Genomic DNA, 16,675 nt, shown 5'->3' with positions numbered 1-16,675 from the left:
TGGTTAACCTTGCTCCTTTTCGGTGATGGCAGAAATGGCTATGGTTTTTGACTGGACCAGTATTGCCCTGGGCCTGGCTGGCGCCGCAGTGCCTTTATTGGCGGTGTGCTGGCAGATTCAACGGCGGTTGACCGCGCGGACCACCGGCTGGGAACTGCTCGAAGAGCGCCTGGCCACTGCGCAACTGGCCCAGGAAGGCCTCACCGCTCAATTGGATGCCAGCCGCGATGAAATCAGCGATCTGAGCCAGGCCAATGCCGCCAAGCAAGCGGACCTCGCTGCCGTGCGCCGGGAGGTCGAGCTGTTGCAGATCGACCGCGATAACGCCCGCGACGCCGCCCACGCCTGGAACCTTGACCGCAGCGCCAAGGAAACCGAATTGCGCCGCCTTGATGCATTGTCGGCCGCCTTGCGCGCCGAACTGCGCGAGCAGCAGGAAAGCCATCAGCAGCGCCTCGCCGACCTGCAAGGCTCGCGGGACGAATTGCGTGCGCAGTTCGCTGAGCTGGCCGGCAAGATCTTTGATGAGCGTGAGCAGCGCTTTGCCGAGACCAGCCAGGAGCGCCTTGGCCAGTTGCTCGATCCCTTGAAGGAACGCATCCAGTCCTTCGAAAAACGCGTCGAAGAGAGCTATCAGAACGAGGCTCGCGAGCGCTTTTCCCTGGCCAAGGAGCTTGAGCGCCTGCAGCAACTGAACCTGCGTCTGTCAGACGAAGCCACCAACCTGACCCGCGCCCTCAAGGGCCAGAAAACCCAGGGCAACTGGGGTGAGCTGATCCTCGAGCGCGTGCTGGAGCACGCCGGCCTGGAGAAGGGCCGCGAGTACCAGACCCAGGTCAGCCTCAAGGGCCCGGACGGCGAGCGTTTCCAGCCGGATGTGCTGATCATGTTGCCTGGCGACAAGCAGGTCGTGGTGGACTCCAAAGTCAGCCTGACCGCTTACCAGCAGTATGTCGCAGCCGATGATGAGGTCATCGGCCAGACGGCCTTGAAACAGCACGTGCTGTCGCTGCGCAATCACGTCAAAGGTTTGGCCGGTAAGGATTACAAACGCCTGGAAGGCCTGCACAGCCTGGATTTCGTGTTGTTGTTCGTGCCGATCGAAGCCGCTTTTTCCGCGGCCTTGCAGGCCGAACCGAATCTGTTCCAAGAGGCTTTCGACCGTCATATCGTGATCGTCAGCCCAACGACGCTGCTCGCCACCCTGCGGGTAATCGACAGCCTGTGGAAACAGGAGCGCCAAAGCCAGAACGCCCGCGAAATTGCCGAACGCGCCGGGTGGCTGTACGACAAGTTCGTGCTGTTTATCCAGGATCTGGACGAAGTGGGCAATCGTCTACAGCAATTGGACAAGGCTTACAGCGCGGCGCGGAACAAGCTGACAGATGGGCGTGGAAACCTGGTCAGTCGCACCGAGCAATTAAAGTTGCTCGGTGCGCGTGCCAGCAAAAGCCTGCCGGCGGATTTGCTGGAGCGGGCGATGACCGACGCCGACGGCGTGGCGCACCTTCCCGAATAAACACATTCCGAGAGGTGGGAGGGGGCTTGCTCCCGATTGCAGTGGATCAGGCACAGATGGTGTGACTGATGCTCCGCTATCGGGGGCAAGCCCCCTCCCACATTTTGACTGGGTACATCCGGTTTATAGAGGTAAGTGTCGGCTCAGCAACGCCCGTAACGCTGCTGGCTTCACCGGCTTGGCAAGGTAATCCAACCCCGCCGCATGCACCTCTGCCACCATCTCCGGGCGGCCGTCGGCACTGATGACAACGCCGGGGATCGGCTCCGCCATTTGTGTACGCAGCCAGCCCATCAACTCGGTACCGGTCTCACCGTGATCGAGGTGGTAATCCACCAGCGCCAGTTGCGGGCGTATGCCTTGCTCCAGCAGCGCCGCACATTGCGCCTGATCGGTGGCGGTCCACACCTCACAGCCCCAGCGTGTCAGCAGGCTGCGCATACCGATCAGAATGCTCTCTTCGTTATCCACGCAGAGCACTTGCGCGCCGCTCAAGGGCAGGCCGTTTTCATGTACTGCTTTGACTTGCGGGCTGGCCTGGTTGCGCGCCAGCGGCACGCGTACGCTGAACACGCTGCCCTTGCCGGGCCATGAGCGCACGCTCAGACGATGGTCCAGCACTCGGCACAGGCCGTCGGCAATCGCGAGGCCCAGGCCCAGGCCTTTCTCGGCGCGGGTCTGGTGGCTGTCCAGGCGCTTGAACTCTTCGAAGATCACCTTCTGTTTATCCTGCGGGATACCGGGGCCCCGGTCCCAGACTTCCAGGCACAGCTCGCCCTTGCGCCGGCGTACGCCGAGCAGCACCGAGCCATCGGAATACCGGAAAGCGTTGGTCAGGAAATTCTGCAAAATCCGCCGTAGCAGCTTGATGTCGCTGTCGACGCGCAAGCGGCTGCCCCGCAGGCGAAAGCGCAAGCCCTGCTCTTGGGCCAGGGCCTTGAATTCGGCGCCGAGGGTATCGAACAACTCATTGAGTACGAAAGGCTGGCGCTGCGGATTGATCTTGCCGTTTTCCAGGCGGGAGATATCCAGCAGGTCGCTGATCAGGTCTTCGGCAGAGCGCAGCGAGCTGTCCAGATGCTGCACCAGTTGCCGTGCCTCGCTGGACAGGCCGTCGTTCTGGTGGGAGAGGGCGGCGGAGAACAGGCGTGCGGCGTTCAACGGCTGCATCAGGTCATGGCTGACCGCCGCGAGGAAGCGGGTCTTCGACTGGCTGGCGGACTCGGCGACGCCCTTGGCATCGGTGAGCGCCACATTGAGCTGCGACAGTTCGTGGGTGCGCTCGGTCACCCGTTGTTCGAGGCCTTCGTTGGCCTCGGTGAGTGCCTGCTCGGCCTCGCGGAACGCGGTAATGTCGGTGAAACTCATGACGAAGCCGCCGCCGGGCATCGGGTTGCCGATCAGCTCGATCACCCGTCCATTCGGGAACAGGCGCTCTGACGTATGCGCGCGGCCCTGGCGCATCCAGTGCAGGCGGCGCGCCACGTGCACCTCGGCTTCGCCCGGCCCGCACAGGCCGCGCTCGGCGTTGTAGCGAATGATGTCGGCAATCGGTCTGCCTACGCTGATCAGCCCGTCCGGGTAATTGAACAATTCCAGATAGCGCCGGTTCCAGGCCACCAGCTTGAGGGACTGGTCCACCACACTGATACCCTGGGTGATGTTCTCGATTGCGCCTTGCAGCAATGCGCGATTGAATTGCAACACTTCGGACGCTTCGTCGGCGATGCGTACGACATCCTCCAGTTGCATTTCCCGCCCTTCGATCGCCGCTTTCACCACGGCCCGAGTCGAAGATGCACCGAGTACACCGGCCAGCAAGCGTTCGGTGTGGGCGATCCAGTCGTTGTCGGCATTCTGGTTGGGGTTAAAGCCTTTGCCCTGGCGATAGGCGAAGCGGATAAAACTCTGTTGGGCCCGTTCTTCACCGACAAAACGCGCGGCCAGGCTGAGCAGGTCGCTGATCTGTACCGACAGCATCGAGCGGGCACTCGCGCGCTGACTGATTTCCTGGCCGATAAAACGCCCGGCTTGCCAGTGTTCCGACACGCGCGTGCGCGACAGCATCGACACCCACACGAACAGCGTGAAGTTACCTGCGAGGGAGAACACCGTGCCCAAGGTCAGTGAGGTGACGGACAAACCGAGCGGGTGCGAATGCATCCACGTCAGCCCCGGGAAAAGGGTGAGGGACCAACCCAGGCTTTTCGCGGTAACCGGTAGGACCAAGGTGTAGAACCACAGGAATGTACCTGCTGCCAGCCCCGCAAACACGCCACGGCGGTTGGCCTGTTTCCAGTACAGCGCGCCGAGCATGGCCGGGGCCAGTTGGGTCACGGCGGCAAAGGCGATCTGGCCGATGGTCGCCAGGCTTGCGGTGGAGCCAAGCAGGCGGTAGCTGACATAAGCCAGCAGCAGGATGATCACGATGCTGACCCGGCGCACCGACAGCATCCAGTGGCGGAACACTTCGAACGGTCGCTCTGCGCTGGAACGGCGCAGCAGCCAGGGCAGCAGCATGTCGTTGGAGACCATGGTCGACAACGCGATGCTCGCCACGATCACCATGCCGGTGGCCGCCGACGCACCGCCGATAAACGCCAGCACGGCGAGGGCCGGATGGGCTTCGGCCATGGGCAGGCTGATCACATAAGAGTCCGGCAGTACCGAGCCAGGCAGCATCATTTTGCCGCCCAGGGCGATCGGCACTACGAAAAGTGCGGCGAGGATCAGGTAGGCCGGGAACACCCACTTGGCCAGGCGCAAATCCTGGGGGTCGATGTTTTCCACGACCGTCACATGAAACTGCCGAGGCAAGCAGATGATCGCCATCATGGCGACGCCGGTTTGCACCACCATCGACGGCCAGTTGATGGTTTCCTTCCAGTATTCCTCCAGGCGTGGTGCGAGCATTGCCTGGCTGAACAGGTCGCCGAAACCGTCATATAGGCCGTAGGTCACAAACGCGCCGACTGCGAGAAACGCGAACAGCTTGACCAGGGACTCAAATGCAATCGCCAAGACCATGCCACGGTGGTGCTCCGTGGCGTCCAAGTTGCGTGTACCGAACACAATGGTGAACAACGCCAGCACCAGGGACACGATCAACGCGGTGTCCTGGGCGCGGGTGCCGGTGGTGTCCGCGCCAGCGCCAATCAGCAGGTTGACCCCCAGCACGATGCCTTTGAGTTGCAGGGCGATATAAGGCAGCACGCCCACCAGGCAGATCAGCGCGACCACCACCGCCAGGGACTGGGATTTGCCATAGCGTGCAGCGATAAAGTCGGCGATGGAGGTGATGTTTTCCTGCTTGCTGATCAGGATCATCTTCTGCAGCACCCAGGGTGCCAACACCAGTAGCAGCACCGGTCCCAGGTAGATCGGTAAAAACGCCCACAGTTGTTCGGCGGCCTGGCCTACGGCCCCGAAGAAGGTCCAACTGGTGCAGTAGACGGCCAGCGACAGGCTATAGACCCAGGCACGCATGCGCGGCGGCAGCGGCGCGCGGCGACGGTCACCGTAGAAGGCGATGGCAAACATAATGGCCATATAGGCCAGGGCAACGGCGGCGATCAGCCCGCTGGACAACGTCATGGTAACTCCGAGCATGAGAACACCCAGGCATTCCGGGCCCGGTTGGACAGTCTCGCATGATGCCTGGGGTTAGTCAGTGTCGACCAAGGTCGTGTGGGATCTAATGTCGCAGTGGGCGCTTAGCGCGGTGGCAGGGTTTTCTGACGCAGGATGTAGATTGTCACCAGCACGGCGCTGGTCAGCATGAACCCGCGGGCCCATGGCAGCGGTACCAGGTAGCAGGAAAAACCGATACTCAGCCACATCAGGCCGATGGCGTAGACCTTGCCCTTGAGTGGAATGCCGTTGCCGTCCAGGTAATCACGAATCCAAGGGCCCAGGCGCGGGTGTTCCACCAGCCACTGGTAGAAACGCGGGGAGCTTCGAGCGAAGCAGGCGGCAGCGAGAAGAAGGAAGGGTGTGGTCGGCAAGACCGGCAGGAAAATACCGATCACTCCCAACGCTACGCTCAGCCAGCCGATGGCCAGCAGTACGTAACGCAGGAGCAGCGAGCGATTGCCCATGGGTGTCACGGGCAGGCGACTCAGTGGTGACGTGGCTTGAGGATCGCCGGTTTTTCGTCAGGAGCGTTGCACAGCAGGTACAGGGCGGTCAGCGCTTCCGGGATCTGTACGATCATGTCGTCCATCAGGTTGGCGTCGGCGGCGATGTCGGAAAATTCAGCTTCTTCCTCAAACAGCCCCGAGCCGACCATGATCGGCAGCAGCATTTCGCTGACTTCTTCCTCGGCGGATTCGAACCAGGCAGCTTCGCGCAGGAACACGCCTTCCATGAAGCCGATGCACCAGCCGCGCAGGTCGGAGTCGTCCGGCTCTTCGCCGAGGTCCAGGTCGCACGGCAGCTCGAATTCCTCATCGGAAGCCAGTTGGCGACCGATGTGGGCCTTGAGGGCCAGCAGGGTGGATTCGATTTCTTCGCGCTGTGCGGCGTCGGCGTAGTGCGGTTCTTCGGCGAACAGCGCGTCGATCCATTCACGGTCGGGAACGACCTCGGAGCAGATCGACAGGGCGGTCAGGTAGCCGTGGGCGGCCACGTAGTCCAGCGCCTCGTCATGCAGCTCATCGGCGTCGAGGAAGGCTTGCAGGCGGGTTAGTTGCTCAGCGAAGGACATTGAAGGACTACCTTGGGAATAAACGATGCTGAATTCTAGGCTTTCTTGCGCGCCCAAGCCAGTCGGCATGCATATTTGCCAGGTTTTTGAGACAGGCTGCAATTCGTCAGCGGCGCCCTTTGCCGGATGACGCTCGGGTATACTGCCGCGTTTTGTGATGCCCCTGCAGGCCAAGCGCCAGGCCGAGAAAACTTCGCTTACGGATTATTTTCCGTGAAGCCGAAGTTTTTCGGCCAGCCTGTACAGAGGGATTTCGGCACTATTTTGTTGGAGTTATACATGCTCGATCAGGCTCAACGCGTCCTCAAGGACATCTTCGGCTACGACAGTTTTCGTGGCCGCCAGGGTGCGATCATTGAGCGCGTGGCCAAGGGTGGTGATGCGCTGGTCCTGATGCCTACCGGCGGCGGCAAGTCGTTGTGCTTCCAGGTACCGGCGTTGTTGCGCAACGGGCTGGCGGTGGTGGTGTCGCCGCTGATCGCGTTGATGGATGACCAGGTCGCGACCCTGGAAGAGCTCGGCGTCGCTGCCGCTGCGTTGAACTCCACCCTCAGTGCCGAGCAGCAACGCGACCTGGCCGCGCGGATCAAGCGCGGTGAAGTGAAGATGCTCTACCTTGCACCTGAGCGCCTGGTGCAACCGCGCATGCTGGCGTTTTTGCAGAGCCTGGAAATTGCCCTGTTCGCTATCGACGAAGCCCACTGCGTATCGCAATGGGGGCATGATTTTCGTCGCGAATATTTGCAGCTCGGTCAACTGGCGGAGCTGTTCCCGGACGTTCCCCGCATCGCCCTGACCGCCACCGCCGACAAGCGCACTCGTGAAGAAATCGTCGAGCGTCTGCACCTGCAGAACGCCGAGCGCTTCCTGTCGAGCTTCGACCGGCCGAATATTTTCTACCGCATCGTGCCCAAGGAGCAGCCTCGCAAGCAGCTGCTGGCGTTCCTTTCGGAGCGACGCAGCGATGCGGGCATTGTCTATTGCCTGTCGCGCAAGAAGGTCGATGAAGTGGCTGCATTCCTCTGCGAGCAGGGCTACCCAGCGCTGCCGTACCACGCCGGCCTGCCCAACGAAACACGCTCTGCCCACCAGAAACGCTTCCTTAACGAGGAAGGCCTGATCATGGTGGCTACCATCGCGTTCGGCATGGGCATCGACAAATCCAACGTGCGCTTCGTGGCCCATATGGACCTGCCCAAGTCCCTTGAGGCCTATTACCAAGAGACTGGGCGTGCCGGTCGTGATGGCCTGCCGGCCGATGCCTGGATGGTCTACGGCCTTCAGGACGTGGTGATGCTCAAGCAGATGTTGCAGAACTCCGAAGGCGATGAACGCCATAAACGCCTGGAGCAGCACAAGCTCGACGCGATGCTCTCGTTGTGTGAAGAGACCCGCTGCCGCCGCCAGACCTTGCTGGCGTACTTCGACGAGGACATGCCGCAACCGTGCGGCCACTGCGATAACTGCATTGATGGTGTACAGACCTGGGACGCCACCGAGCCGGCCCGCCAGGCACTGTCGACGATCTACCGCACCGGCCAGCGTTATGGCGTAGGCCATCTGGTGGATGTGTTGCTGGGCAAGGACAACGAAAAAGTGCGCAGCTTCGGCCACGAAAAACTCTCGGTCTATGGTGTCGGCAAGGCCCGTGCCGAAGGTGAGTGGCGTTCGCTGTTCCGGCAGATGGTTGCGCGTGGCCTGGTGGACATCGATATCGAAGGGTATGGCGGCCTGCGCCTGAACGACAGTTGCCGGCCGCTGCTCAAGGGCGAGGTGAGCCTGGAGCTGCGCCGCGACCTCAAGCCGCAGACTACCGCCAAGACCAGCACCAGCCAGGCCAGCCAGCTTGTCCGGGGTGAAGAACGTGAGCAGTGGGAAGCCCTGCGTACCCTGCGACGCAAACTGGCCCAGGAACACAGCGTGCCGCCGTACGTTATTTTCCCCGACTCCACTTTGCTGGAAATGCTGCGCGAGCAGCCCACCACCATGGCCGAAATGGCCCGGGTCAGCGGCGTCGGTGCGCGTAAGCTGGAGCGCTACGGCCAGGCGTTCCTCGAAGTGCTCGGTGGTCAGGTCGAAGCACCAAAGGAAATCGCCGATATTCGCCATGAACTGATCAGTTTGGCACGCGCCGGCATGACCCCGGTCCAGATCGCCGGCCAGCTGCAATGCTCGGAGAAAAACGTCTATACCTTGCTGGCCGAATCCATCGGCAAGCAGCAGTTGTCCCTGGAGCAGGCCCTTGATTTGCCGGAAGATTTGCTCGGCGAAATCCAGGACGCATTCCTCGACGGAGAAGGCGAATTGCCACCGGTTGCGGAGATTGCACCGCTGTTTGCCGGGCGTGTGCCGGAAGGGGTTTTGTACTGCGTGCGGGCCGCTTTGCAGTCTGAATTCGAAATTTAATGTGCCAATTACGTCAATGTAACGAATCAGTACATAGCAAGTCTTGCCTAGTGACATGGCTCATGCTTAGCTGACTAATAATTAGCCATACTTTATTTTCAGTCTAAACCATGAGTTTTTTATGCCGTTAACCGATCAACACCGTTTTGGCATGCAGCTGGCGCAAATGTCCCGAGGTTGGCGCGCTGAGCTCGACCGCCGTTTGGCCGGGCTGGGCCTGTCCCAGGCGCGATGGCTGGTGCTGCTGCACCTGGCTCGTTTCGAAGAAGCGCCCACCCAGCGTGAGCTGGCGCAAAGCGTCGGCGTAGAAGGGCCGACACTGGCCCGGTTGCTCGACAGCCTAGAAGGCCAGGGCCTGGTGCAACGCCAGGCCGTGGTGGAAGACCGTCGCGCCAAACGCATCCTGCTGTGTGACACCGCCAAGCCGTTGATCGAGCAGATCGAGACGATTGCCACGGCTTTGCGCCAGGAACTGTTTATGGGCATTGACGAAGAAGATATGCGTGTATGCATGCGGGTGCATGGGCACATCCTGGCGAATCTGGAAAAGTCCTGATTCGACCACCGCAGCCTCGCTTGCGCTCGACAGCTGCTACACGAGCGTCAACGGGGGAGTTAGAAGGTTTGCCCGAGGTTCAGGTACACCGCCTTCTGATTATCATCGTTGAACCCATAGCTGAAATTCAGCGGCCCCAGCGGCGTATCAAACCCGAGGAAAATACTCGCTGCGTTGATATAGCCGCTGTCGAATTCATTGTCGTTGTTCCACGCGCGGCCGCGTTCCAGGGAGGCGCCCAGGTACAGCGGGAAATCCAGCGGCAGGTAGGAGCGCGGTGTCAGCCGGCGGTAGTACACCGCGCGCATCAAGCTGATGTTCTGCCCGGAAATCGCATCCTGGCGGAAGCCCGACAACTGCCGCGCACCGCCCAGCAGGAAGCTGGAAATCACCACGTCCGAATCATCCAGGGTGCGCCCGTAGCGACCGCCCAGCACCAGCGTGTCCGGACCGTGGCTCATGGCCTTGTCCAGCTTGAACTCCCATTGTCGATAGCGCTGGTCCGAGCCCAACCCCGGTTCGAATTCGCGAAAGGCCAGGCCAATATCCTCGCCGCTGTGGGGGAAGTACACGTTATCCAGGGAGTCGAATGAGTACTTCAGTTCATAGAAGCCTTCGCTGAAGCTCACACTTGGCAGGTCGCGGTCGCCGATGCGCACATCCGCCTTGCCCCAGGCCTCGCCGACACCGAAGCGGATCTCGCCACTGTTGCCGATCTGGCGTCCCACGTTCAGGCCGAAGCCGTAGCGTTCCAGGCGGTATTCGGAGATGGGGTCGTTGTCCAGGATCAGCTCGACGTTCTGTGCCTGGGCGCTGATATACGGTGCGACAAAGTAGCGCGAACCGGTGTCCATCGGCTGGTAGAACTCGCTGTAAAGCTCCTGCCGATCACCGATCTGTACCCGCGTCAGCCACTCGGCACCCAGGCGATTGATGCCGTTCATGCGGTAGCTGGCGCCGAGGTTGAAGGCGCTGTCGCCGCGCATGTCATCCGACAGGTTCAGACCCAGGCGCAGGTAGTCGGTGCCGCTGCGTTTGCCGCGCGCGCTGATCACCAGGGTGTTGTCCTGGCCCTTTTTCACCACGCGGTATTGCACCTGCTCGAAGTAATCCAGGCCATACAGGGTGCCCATGTCGGTCTGCAGGCGGCCAAGTTCCAGCGGTTGGCCCAACGGTTGGCGGATGTAGTAGCGGATCACGTCGTCGCTGACTTTCGAGTCGTTCTCCACCTTGATCGCGGTAATCACCGGGGTGCGTTCGCCCGGGGTACGCGCGGCTACCAGTTGTGGGTCGATCGGCTCGGCGGGGCGCAAATGGGCCAGGCGAACGTCGAGGGCGCGGGTGGCACGATAGCCGGCATCGATCATGTCCTTGGCGCGGCCGAAATCTGTCACGCCATAGGCGGCCAGCGGCGGCTGGATCAGTACGTCCTTGGGATGCAGGGCTTTGAGTTGTTCTTCGGAGTTGCGCCGGGTCATCAGGGTGATGGACTGGTTGAGCACATCCACCACCGTTGCCAGTTGCTTGCGTGAACGCAAGGGGGTGCCGATGTCGACCACGATGGCGATGTCCACGCCCATCTCGCGCGCCACATCCAGTGGGATGTTATCGGTCATGCCGCCATCCACCAGCAGCCGGCCATCCAGCTCCACCGGGGCGAACACGGCCGGAATCGACATGCTCGCTCGGATCACCTGGGGCAGGTGGCCCTTGCTGAACACCACTTTCTCGCCAGTGGTGATGTCGGTGGCCACGGCGCGAAAGGGGATTGGCAGCTTGTCGAAATTACGCGTGTTGCTGGTATGGGCAAACATGCTTTCCAGCAACAGCGCCAGGTTCTGGCCCTGGATCACGCCAAGGGGCAGGCCCAGGCTGCCGTCATCGCGGAAGCTGAGCTTCTGCTTGACCAGGAAATCCCGGTCATCCTGCTTGCGTCGAAACGGCACGTCTTCCCGTGGCGGTGCGTCGGACAGCGCCTGTTGCCAGTCGATGCCCAGCGCCAGTTTTTCCAGTTCATCGATCTTGTAGCCCGACGCATACAGCCCGCCAATCACCGCGCCCATGCTGGTGCCGGCGATCGCGTCGATATGAATACCCTGTTCCTCGAGGGCCTTGAGCACGCCGATATGCGCCAGGCCCCGGGCGGCACCGCCGGACAGTACCAGGCCGATTTTGGGGCGAGGCGTCTCAACGGCATCGGCGAGAAGAGGGAGCAGGCACAGAAACAGGCAGGACAACAGGCGGCGCATCATGAATCTCGAGGCTGGGCGATAAAGGCCGGTATTATAGCCATCCGATCCGCTGAGCCCGTTACGCCAGGAGCCTGTCAAATTATGTCGTTGACCAAACCCGAGATCGTTATCACCTATTGCACCCAGTGCCAGTGGCTGTTGCGCGCCGCATGGTTGGCGCAGGAGCTGCTGAGTACCTTTGCCGAGGACCTGGGTAAAGTGGCGCTGGAGCCGGCGACCGGCGGGGCGTTTCGCATCACCTGCGATGGCGTGCAAATCTGGGAGCGCAAGGCGGATGGTGGATTCCCTGAAGCCAAGGTGCTCAAGCAACGGGTGCGCGACCAGATCGATCCACAGCGCGACCTGGGCCACAACGACCGTACGCAATGAAGGTCACCGCCACACCAGGACGGTGACCCCTCAGTTCACCGCTATTTAGCGGCCATCTTGCTTTTGATGAAGCCCACGACCCAGGTCAGCACCAGGCCGCCCACGCCGCCGCCGACGATATTGCTGCCGACTGCCGCCACATCCAGCGCCTCGCCGCCCGAAGTGCCGGTCAGCGCGGCGACGACCTGGCCCAGCACGAGCCCGCCGACACCACCCAGCATGGTATTGAGCCCGGTCCCCAGGCTCTGTTTGGTCATGCCGGCCAAATTGCCACCGACGGCACCGCTGATGATCTGAACCAACAAGCTGATGAACATTTCCATGATGAAACCCCTGCATCGCGTTTATGGAGTGACCACTCACGTGCAGCAACTTCAGAAAACACCCTGGCTGTCGTCGAGGAGTCTTTATCCGTTGAACGACGGCTGACTGTTGCGGATGTTTAAAGTATAGATCAGGCCGCTGCAGCGGGCTGTTTGGCCTGGCTGGCGCTGCCCATCAGCCCGGAAAGCACGATGGCGACGATGATCAACGCGCCGCCCGACAGCATGCGCAGGGTCGGCGTCTCGGCAAACAGCAGCCAGGCTACCGTGATGCCGTATACCGGCTCCATGGCGAACACCACCGAGGCGGTGCGCGCCTTGATCACTGCAAGGCTGGCGACAAACAGGCTGTGGGCCAGGCCCGTGCAGAACACCCCAAGCAGACCGATCCACAACCAATCCAGCGCGCGAACGTCCGCCAGCCCCGGCGCGGCCACGGGCAGCAGGCACACGGCGACCACCACGTTCTGGCACAGTGCTGCCTGCACGGCGGGAATCCGTCCGGAGCTGGCGCGGTTGTTCAGCGACAACAATGAGAACAGCAAGCCCGAGACAATCCCCCAAAGCAGGCCGCCCGTGGCTTCGCTGGCGAGGTTGAAGTCCGGCGTCACCAGCACCAGGCCAACGGTGACCAAGGCCACCAGCACGATTTCATTGGCGCGAATACGTTCGCGAAAGATCAGCCCTTCGAGGATCACGGTAAAGGCCGGGAATGCGGTGAACCCCAGCGTGGCGACGGCCACGCCGGCGACCTTGACGGCAATGAAGAACGTCACCCAATGCGCCGCCAGCAACACACCGCTGACCAGCAGGCGGCGCCAGTCCTGCAGCGCCAGGGTTTTCCAGGGGGCGTTGCTGGCGAAGCGTGCAAACACTGCCAGGGCAATCACGGCAAACGCGGCGCGACCGAAGACGATGATGGCCGGGGACGCGGCCGCCAACTTGCCGAAAACGCCGGTAAGGCCAAACATCAGTGCGCCGATATGCAGGGCGCCGAGGGCTGAGCGGGGAGTCATTGCGATCCTTGAACCAACGGGAGTGACAGGTTCGCAGTCTAGAGGGTGCAGGTGTGTGCGTCTGTCGTGGGACTCGCGATTTTTAGCGCAAGGCTCGCCCTATGTGGCGCGCCGCAACGCGCCGGGAGAGGCGCCAAATTCGCGCAGCATGGCGGCGGCAAAGGCACTTTGTGAGGTGTAGCCAACCCGCACGGCGATTTCACCGACGGGCAGCGGTGTCTCGCGCAGCAGGTTCAAGGCCAGTTGCAGGCGACGGCTGCGGATGTAATCCATGGGCGTCTGCCCGCACTCGGCGATGAAGCGCGCATGCAGGCGGGCCACCGACAGGCCGGCGATACGCGCCAGATCGGCGACCTGCAACGGATGCGCGACGTGTCGCTGGATATGCGCATTGAATGCCGCATACGGCAGGCGACGGCCCGTTAGCGGCGGCGCCTGCGAATGATTGAGGCTGGCCAGCAACAGCACTGCACCCTGTTGGACGATCAGTGGGTCATCCACGGGGCTGTGTGCCAGCCATTGCACCAGTTGGTGTTGCCGGGAATCCAAGGCCAGGCGTGCCGGTTGATCGAGCAGGCGGCGGCTGGCGTCGGCGTGTTCGCCCAGGGAGTGCAGCAGCCAATGCTCCGTGGGCACATCCAGCACCAGGCAGCGGCTGCCATCGCGACTGCCACAGGCGTGGTGGGCGGAGAAGGGCAGCACCATCACGCTGCTTTCGCGCACCTGGCTGCCAAGGCCGTCGACTTCCAGGTCCAGGTGCCCGGACAGGCCGAACACCAACTGCGCATGGTCATGGCTGTGGGCGATGGGCGCTTCAAGGTAGTGGCGTAGCGTAAGCGACGGTCTCATCGCGGTCTCCTGGGCAGCAAGGCGCCAGTCTACAACGCTTCGCGGTCGGCGAGCGTTGTCATCAGACTGACGCACGACTGTCATGGGCTATTAATCGCCAAGGCGCAAGCTCGCGAAAACAGCGTCGAGGGATGCCCATGACCAGTGCCGAGTTCACCAAACCCAGCCGCAAGCAGCGGGTTCGTACCCTGTGGATTTCCGACGTGCACCTGGGCACCCGGGATTGCCAGGCCGAACATTTATCGCAGTTCCTCAAGGGCTACCACGCCGACAAGGTGTACCTGGTGGGGGATATCATCGACGGCTGGAAAATGCGCGGCGGCATGTATTGGCCCCAGGCCCATACCAACGTGATCCGCCGCCTGCTGACCATGGCCAAGCGCGGTACCGAAGTGATCTACGTCACCGGCAACCACGACGAGTTCCTGCGCCGCTACTCCAAGCTGATCCTGGGCAATATCCAGCTGGTGGATGAGGCCGTGCACGTGACGGCCGACGGTCGTCACCTGCTGGTGATCCACGGTGACCAGTTCGATGTGATTACCCGTTACCACCGCTGGCTGGCGTTCCTGGGCGACTCGGCCTATGAGTTCACCCTCACCTTGAACCGCTGGTTAAATCACTGGCGCGCCCGTTACGGCTATGGCTACTGGTCTCTGTCGGCGTATCTGAAACACAAGGTCAAAACCGCCGTGAGCTTTATCAGCGATTTTGAAGAGGCCATCGCCCACGAAGTGACCAGGCGCGAATTGCATGGCGTGGTGTGCGGGCATATCCACCATGCGGAGATTCGCAAGGTGGGCGAGGTGGATTACCTCAATTGCGGGGATTGGGTGGAGTCGTGCACGGCGTTGATCGAGCACTGGGACGGGAGTATCGAGTTGTATCGCTTGGCGGATGCGCAGGCGAAAGAGGCGCAGCTCAAGGCCGAGATGGTCGCCAGCTGAGGGGTGTGCTCGGTCAAAATGTGGGAGGGGGCTTGCTCGCGATGCGGGAGTGTCAGCCAATACAGCTGTCACTGACCCACTGCCATCGGGAGCAAGCCCCCTCCCACATTTTCAATCCCGGTTTCGTCAGTGGGATACGTCGGCGATGGCTTCGGCCAGGAGTGTCAGGCGTGTCGCATCAATACCCGCCACGTTGGCCCGCCCCGAACTGACCATATACACGCTGTGCTTCTCGCGCAGTTGCTTCACCTGCCCGGCACTCAAACCGGTGTAGGAAAACATTCCGCGTTGTGCTCCGATGTGCGCAAACCGCTCCGATAAACCATGGGGCGCCAACGCCTCCACCAGTCCGGAACGCAACTGCGCGATTCGCGCACGCATGGCTTCGACTTCCTCACTCCACTGCTTTTTCAGCTCGGCATCACCCAGGATCGTCGCGACCACCGCTGCACCGTGGTCCGGCGGCGTCGACCACAGGTTGCGCGCGGTATTTGCCAACTGGCTGCGTACATCCGTCAGCTTCTCGGCGTCCGCCGCGCACACGATCAACGCGCCGACACGGTCGCGGTAGAGGCCGAAGTTCTTCGAGCAGGAGCTGGTGATCAGTACTTCCGACAGTTCCGCCGCGAACAAACGCACCGCCCAGGCGTCCTGCTCCAGGCCGTCGCCAAAGCCCTGGTAGGCGAAGTCGATCAGCGGCAGCAACTGGCGCTCGCGCACGATCTGCAGCACCTGGCGCCAGTCATCCTGGGACAGGTCGAACCCGGTCGGGTTATGGCAGCAGGCGTGCAACAGCACCACGTCGCCCCTGGGCACGGTGGCCAGCGTCGCCAGCATCGCCGCCACATCCAGGCGATTATCCGCACCCACGTACGGGTAGTGGCTGACCTTGATCCCCGCCTTGGCAAAAATGGTTTCGTGGATTGGCCAGGTCGGATCGCTCAACCACACGCCACGGCCGGGCAAGTTGTGGGCGATGAAGTCGGCGCTCAGGCGCAGTGCGCCGGTGCCGCCGGGGGTTTGAGTCGCGCCGGCACGGTGTTCGCGCAGCAGGGCGGAGTCGGCGCCCAGTACCAGTTCGCTGATCAGTGTGCCGAAGGCTGGATCACCGTGGCCGCCAATATAGGTCTTGGTCGCCTGGGTATCGACCAGGCGCTGTTCGGCGCGCTTCACCGAAGCTGGAATCGGCGTCAGGCCCTGGTCGTCTTTATACACACCTACGCCGAGGTCGAACTTGTTCGGGTTGGCGTCCTGGGCATACAGGTCCATCAAGCCGAGGATCGGGTCGCCGGGTACACGGCCTATGGCATCGAAATGCATTACTTGCGGCCCTCGGCGTCCTTGGCCACTTCGTCGGTGCGCGCGGCCATGATGAAGTCGTTGCGGTGCAGGCCCTTGATGGAGTGGCTCCACCAAGTCACGGTTACCTTGCCCCATTCGGTGAGCAGGCCCGGGTGATGGCCTTCGGCTTCGGAGATTTCACCCATGGCGTTGGTAAAGGCCAGGGCGAATTTGAAGTTCTTGAACAGGAAAACCTTTTCCAGCTGCATCACGCCGTCGCGTACCTCGATGTTCCAGTCGGGGATCTGCTTGAGCAGCACCGGCAGTTCTTCATCGCTGACTTGCGGGGCATCGGCGCGGCAGGCTTCGCAGTGGGCTTGGTTCAAGGTGGTCATGGTCGGTGTCCTGAATTCGAATAGGTGAAGGTCAGTAGCGTCACCCTAAAGCAACGC

14 protein-coding genes are annotated in these 16,675 nt (G+C 61.9%); 5 read left to right on the top strand and 9 right to left on the bottom strand.

The features are described from left to right. The first annotated feature begins 154 nt into the window (after nt 1–154). Nucleotides 155–1,519: a DNA recombination protein RmuC gene (gene rmuC / locus HDC32_RS08820; protein WP_178116757.1), complete on the top strand. Its 1,365-nt coding sequence runs from the start codon at nt 155–157 to the stop codon at nt 1,517–1,519. Between the two features lie 123 nt (nt 1,520–1,642). On the opposite strand, the gene HDC32_RS08815 is transcribed toward rmuC, so the two are convergent. The 3 genes from HDC32_RS08815 to HDC32_RS08805 all read right to left on the bottom strand — a co-directional run bounded on the left by HDC32_RS08815 (nt 1,643) and on the right by HDC32_RS08805 (nt 6,224). Beyond that, the gene (locus tag HDC32_RS08815; RefSeq protein ID WP_131698599.1) at nt 1,643–5,113 is read right to left on the bottom strand and encodes a PAS domain-containing hybrid sensor histidine kinase/response regulator; all 3,471 of its coding nucleotides are present in this window, start codon (nt 5,111–5,113) and stop codon (nt 1,643–1,645) included. A gap of 119 nt (nt 5,114–5,232) precedes the next feature. Further along, nucleotides 5,233–5,616 (bottom strand): YbaN family protein, encoded by a 384-nt coding sequence (locus tag HDC32_RS08810; protein WP_027603821.1) that lies wholly within the window; start codon nt 5,614–5,616, stop codon nt 5,233–5,235. A 20-nt stretch (nt 5,617–5,636) separates the two neighbouring features. After that, the gene (locus HDC32_RS08805) at nt 5,637–6,224 is read right to left on the bottom strand and encodes a YecA family protein (RefSeq protein WP_131698598.1); all 588 of its coding nucleotides are present in this window, start codon (nt 6,222–6,224) and stop codon (nt 5,637–5,639) included. Between the two features lie 279 nt (nt 6,225–6,503). Between HDC32_RS08805 and recQ the strand changes: the two genes are divergently transcribed. After that, nucleotides 6,504–8,630, top strand: a complete 2,127-nt coding sequence (recQ, locus tag HDC32_RS08800) for a DNA helicase RecQ (protein WP_184743580.1) — start codon at nt 6,504–6,506, stop codon at nt 8,628–8,630. A gap of 121 nt (nt 8,631–8,751) precedes the next feature. Further along, nucleotides 8,752–9,186 (top strand): MarR family transcriptional regulator, encoded by a 435-nt coding sequence (locus tag HDC32_RS08795; RefSeq protein ID WP_131698596.1) that lies wholly within the window; start codon nt 8,752–8,754, stop codon nt 9,184–9,186. Nucleotides 9,187–9,245: 59 nt separating this feature from the next. Here the strand turns inward: HDC32_RS08795 and HDC32_RS08790 are convergent, their stop codons facing one another. Continuing rightward, entirely contained in the window at nt 9,246–11,435 is a 2,190-nt protein-coding gene (locus tag HDC32_RS08790; protein ID WP_065924938.1) for a patatin-like phospholipase family protein, read from the bottom strand. 84 nt (nt 11,436–11,519) lie between these two features. Between HDC32_RS08790 and HDC32_RS08785 the strand changes: the two genes are divergently transcribed. Beyond that, nucleotides 11,520–11,807: a SelT/SelW/SelH family protein gene (locus HDC32_RS08785; RefSeq protein WP_131698594.1), complete on the top strand. Its 288-nt coding sequence runs from the start codon at nt 11,520–11,522 to the stop codon at nt 11,805–11,807. Between the two features lie 41 nt (nt 11,808–11,848). Here HDC32_RS08785 and HDC32_RS08780 read toward each other — a convergent pair whose 3' ends face one another. The 3 genes from HDC32_RS08780 to HDC32_RS08770 form a co-directional block, all read right to left on the bottom strand. Further along, entirely contained in the window at nt 11,849–12,130 is a 282-nt protein-coding gene (locus tag HDC32_RS08780) for a hypothetical protein (protein ID WP_027603827.1), read from the bottom strand. A 131-nt stretch (nt 12,131–12,261) separates the two neighbouring features. After that, nucleotides 12,262–13,146: a DMT family transporter gene (locus HDC32_RS08775; RefSeq protein WP_145336977.1), complete on the bottom strand. Its 885-nt coding sequence runs from the start codon at nt 13,144–13,146 to the stop codon at nt 12,262–12,264. Nucleotides 13,147–13,245: 99 nt separating this feature from the next. Then, the gene (locus HDC32_RS08770; protein WP_131698592.1) at nt 13,246–13,995 is read right to left on the bottom strand and encodes an AraC family transcriptional regulator; all 750 of its coding nucleotides are present in this window, start codon (nt 13,993–13,995) and stop codon (nt 13,246–13,248) included. Between the two features lie 137 nt (nt 13,996–14,132). On the opposite strand from HDC32_RS08770, the gene HDC32_RS08765 reads away from it, so the two are divergent. Then, nucleotides 14,133–14,942 carry a UDP-2,3-diacylglucosamine diphosphatase gene (locus tag HDC32_RS08765; RefSeq protein WP_184743577.1) on the top strand — a complete coding sequence of 270 codons (810 nt, stop codon included), beginning with the start codon at nt 14,133–14,135 and terminating at the stop codon, nt 14,940–14,942. A gap of 126 nt (nt 14,943–15,068) precedes the next feature. Here HDC32_RS08765 and HDC32_RS08760 read toward each other — a convergent pair whose 3' ends face one another. Then, a complete protein-coding gene (locus tag HDC32_RS08760; RefSeq protein ID WP_184743575.1) occupies nt 15,069–16,262 on the bottom strand; it encodes an amino acid aminotransferase in 1,194 nt (397 codons plus the stop codon). Further along, the gene (locus tag HDC32_RS08755) at nt 16,262–16,618 is read right to left on the bottom strand and encodes a 4a-hydroxytetrahydrobiopterin dehydratase (RefSeq protein ID WP_010208721.1); all 357 of its coding nucleotides are present in this window, start codon (nt 16,616–16,618) and stop codon (nt 16,262–16,264) included. The genes HDC32_RS08760 and HDC32_RS08755 overlap by 1 nt, the downstream gene beginning before the upstream one ends. Nucleotides 16,619–16,675: the final 57 nt, after the last annotated feature.

Source organism: Pseudomonas sp. JAI120 (assembly GCF_014207255.1).
Taxonomy (GTDB): domain Bacteria; phylum Pseudomonadota; class Gammaproteobacteria; order Pseudomonadales; family Pseudomonadaceae; genus Aquipseudomonas.
Note: the sequence above shows the minus strand (reverse complement) of the source record. Positions and strands in the feature narration are given on the sequence as shown.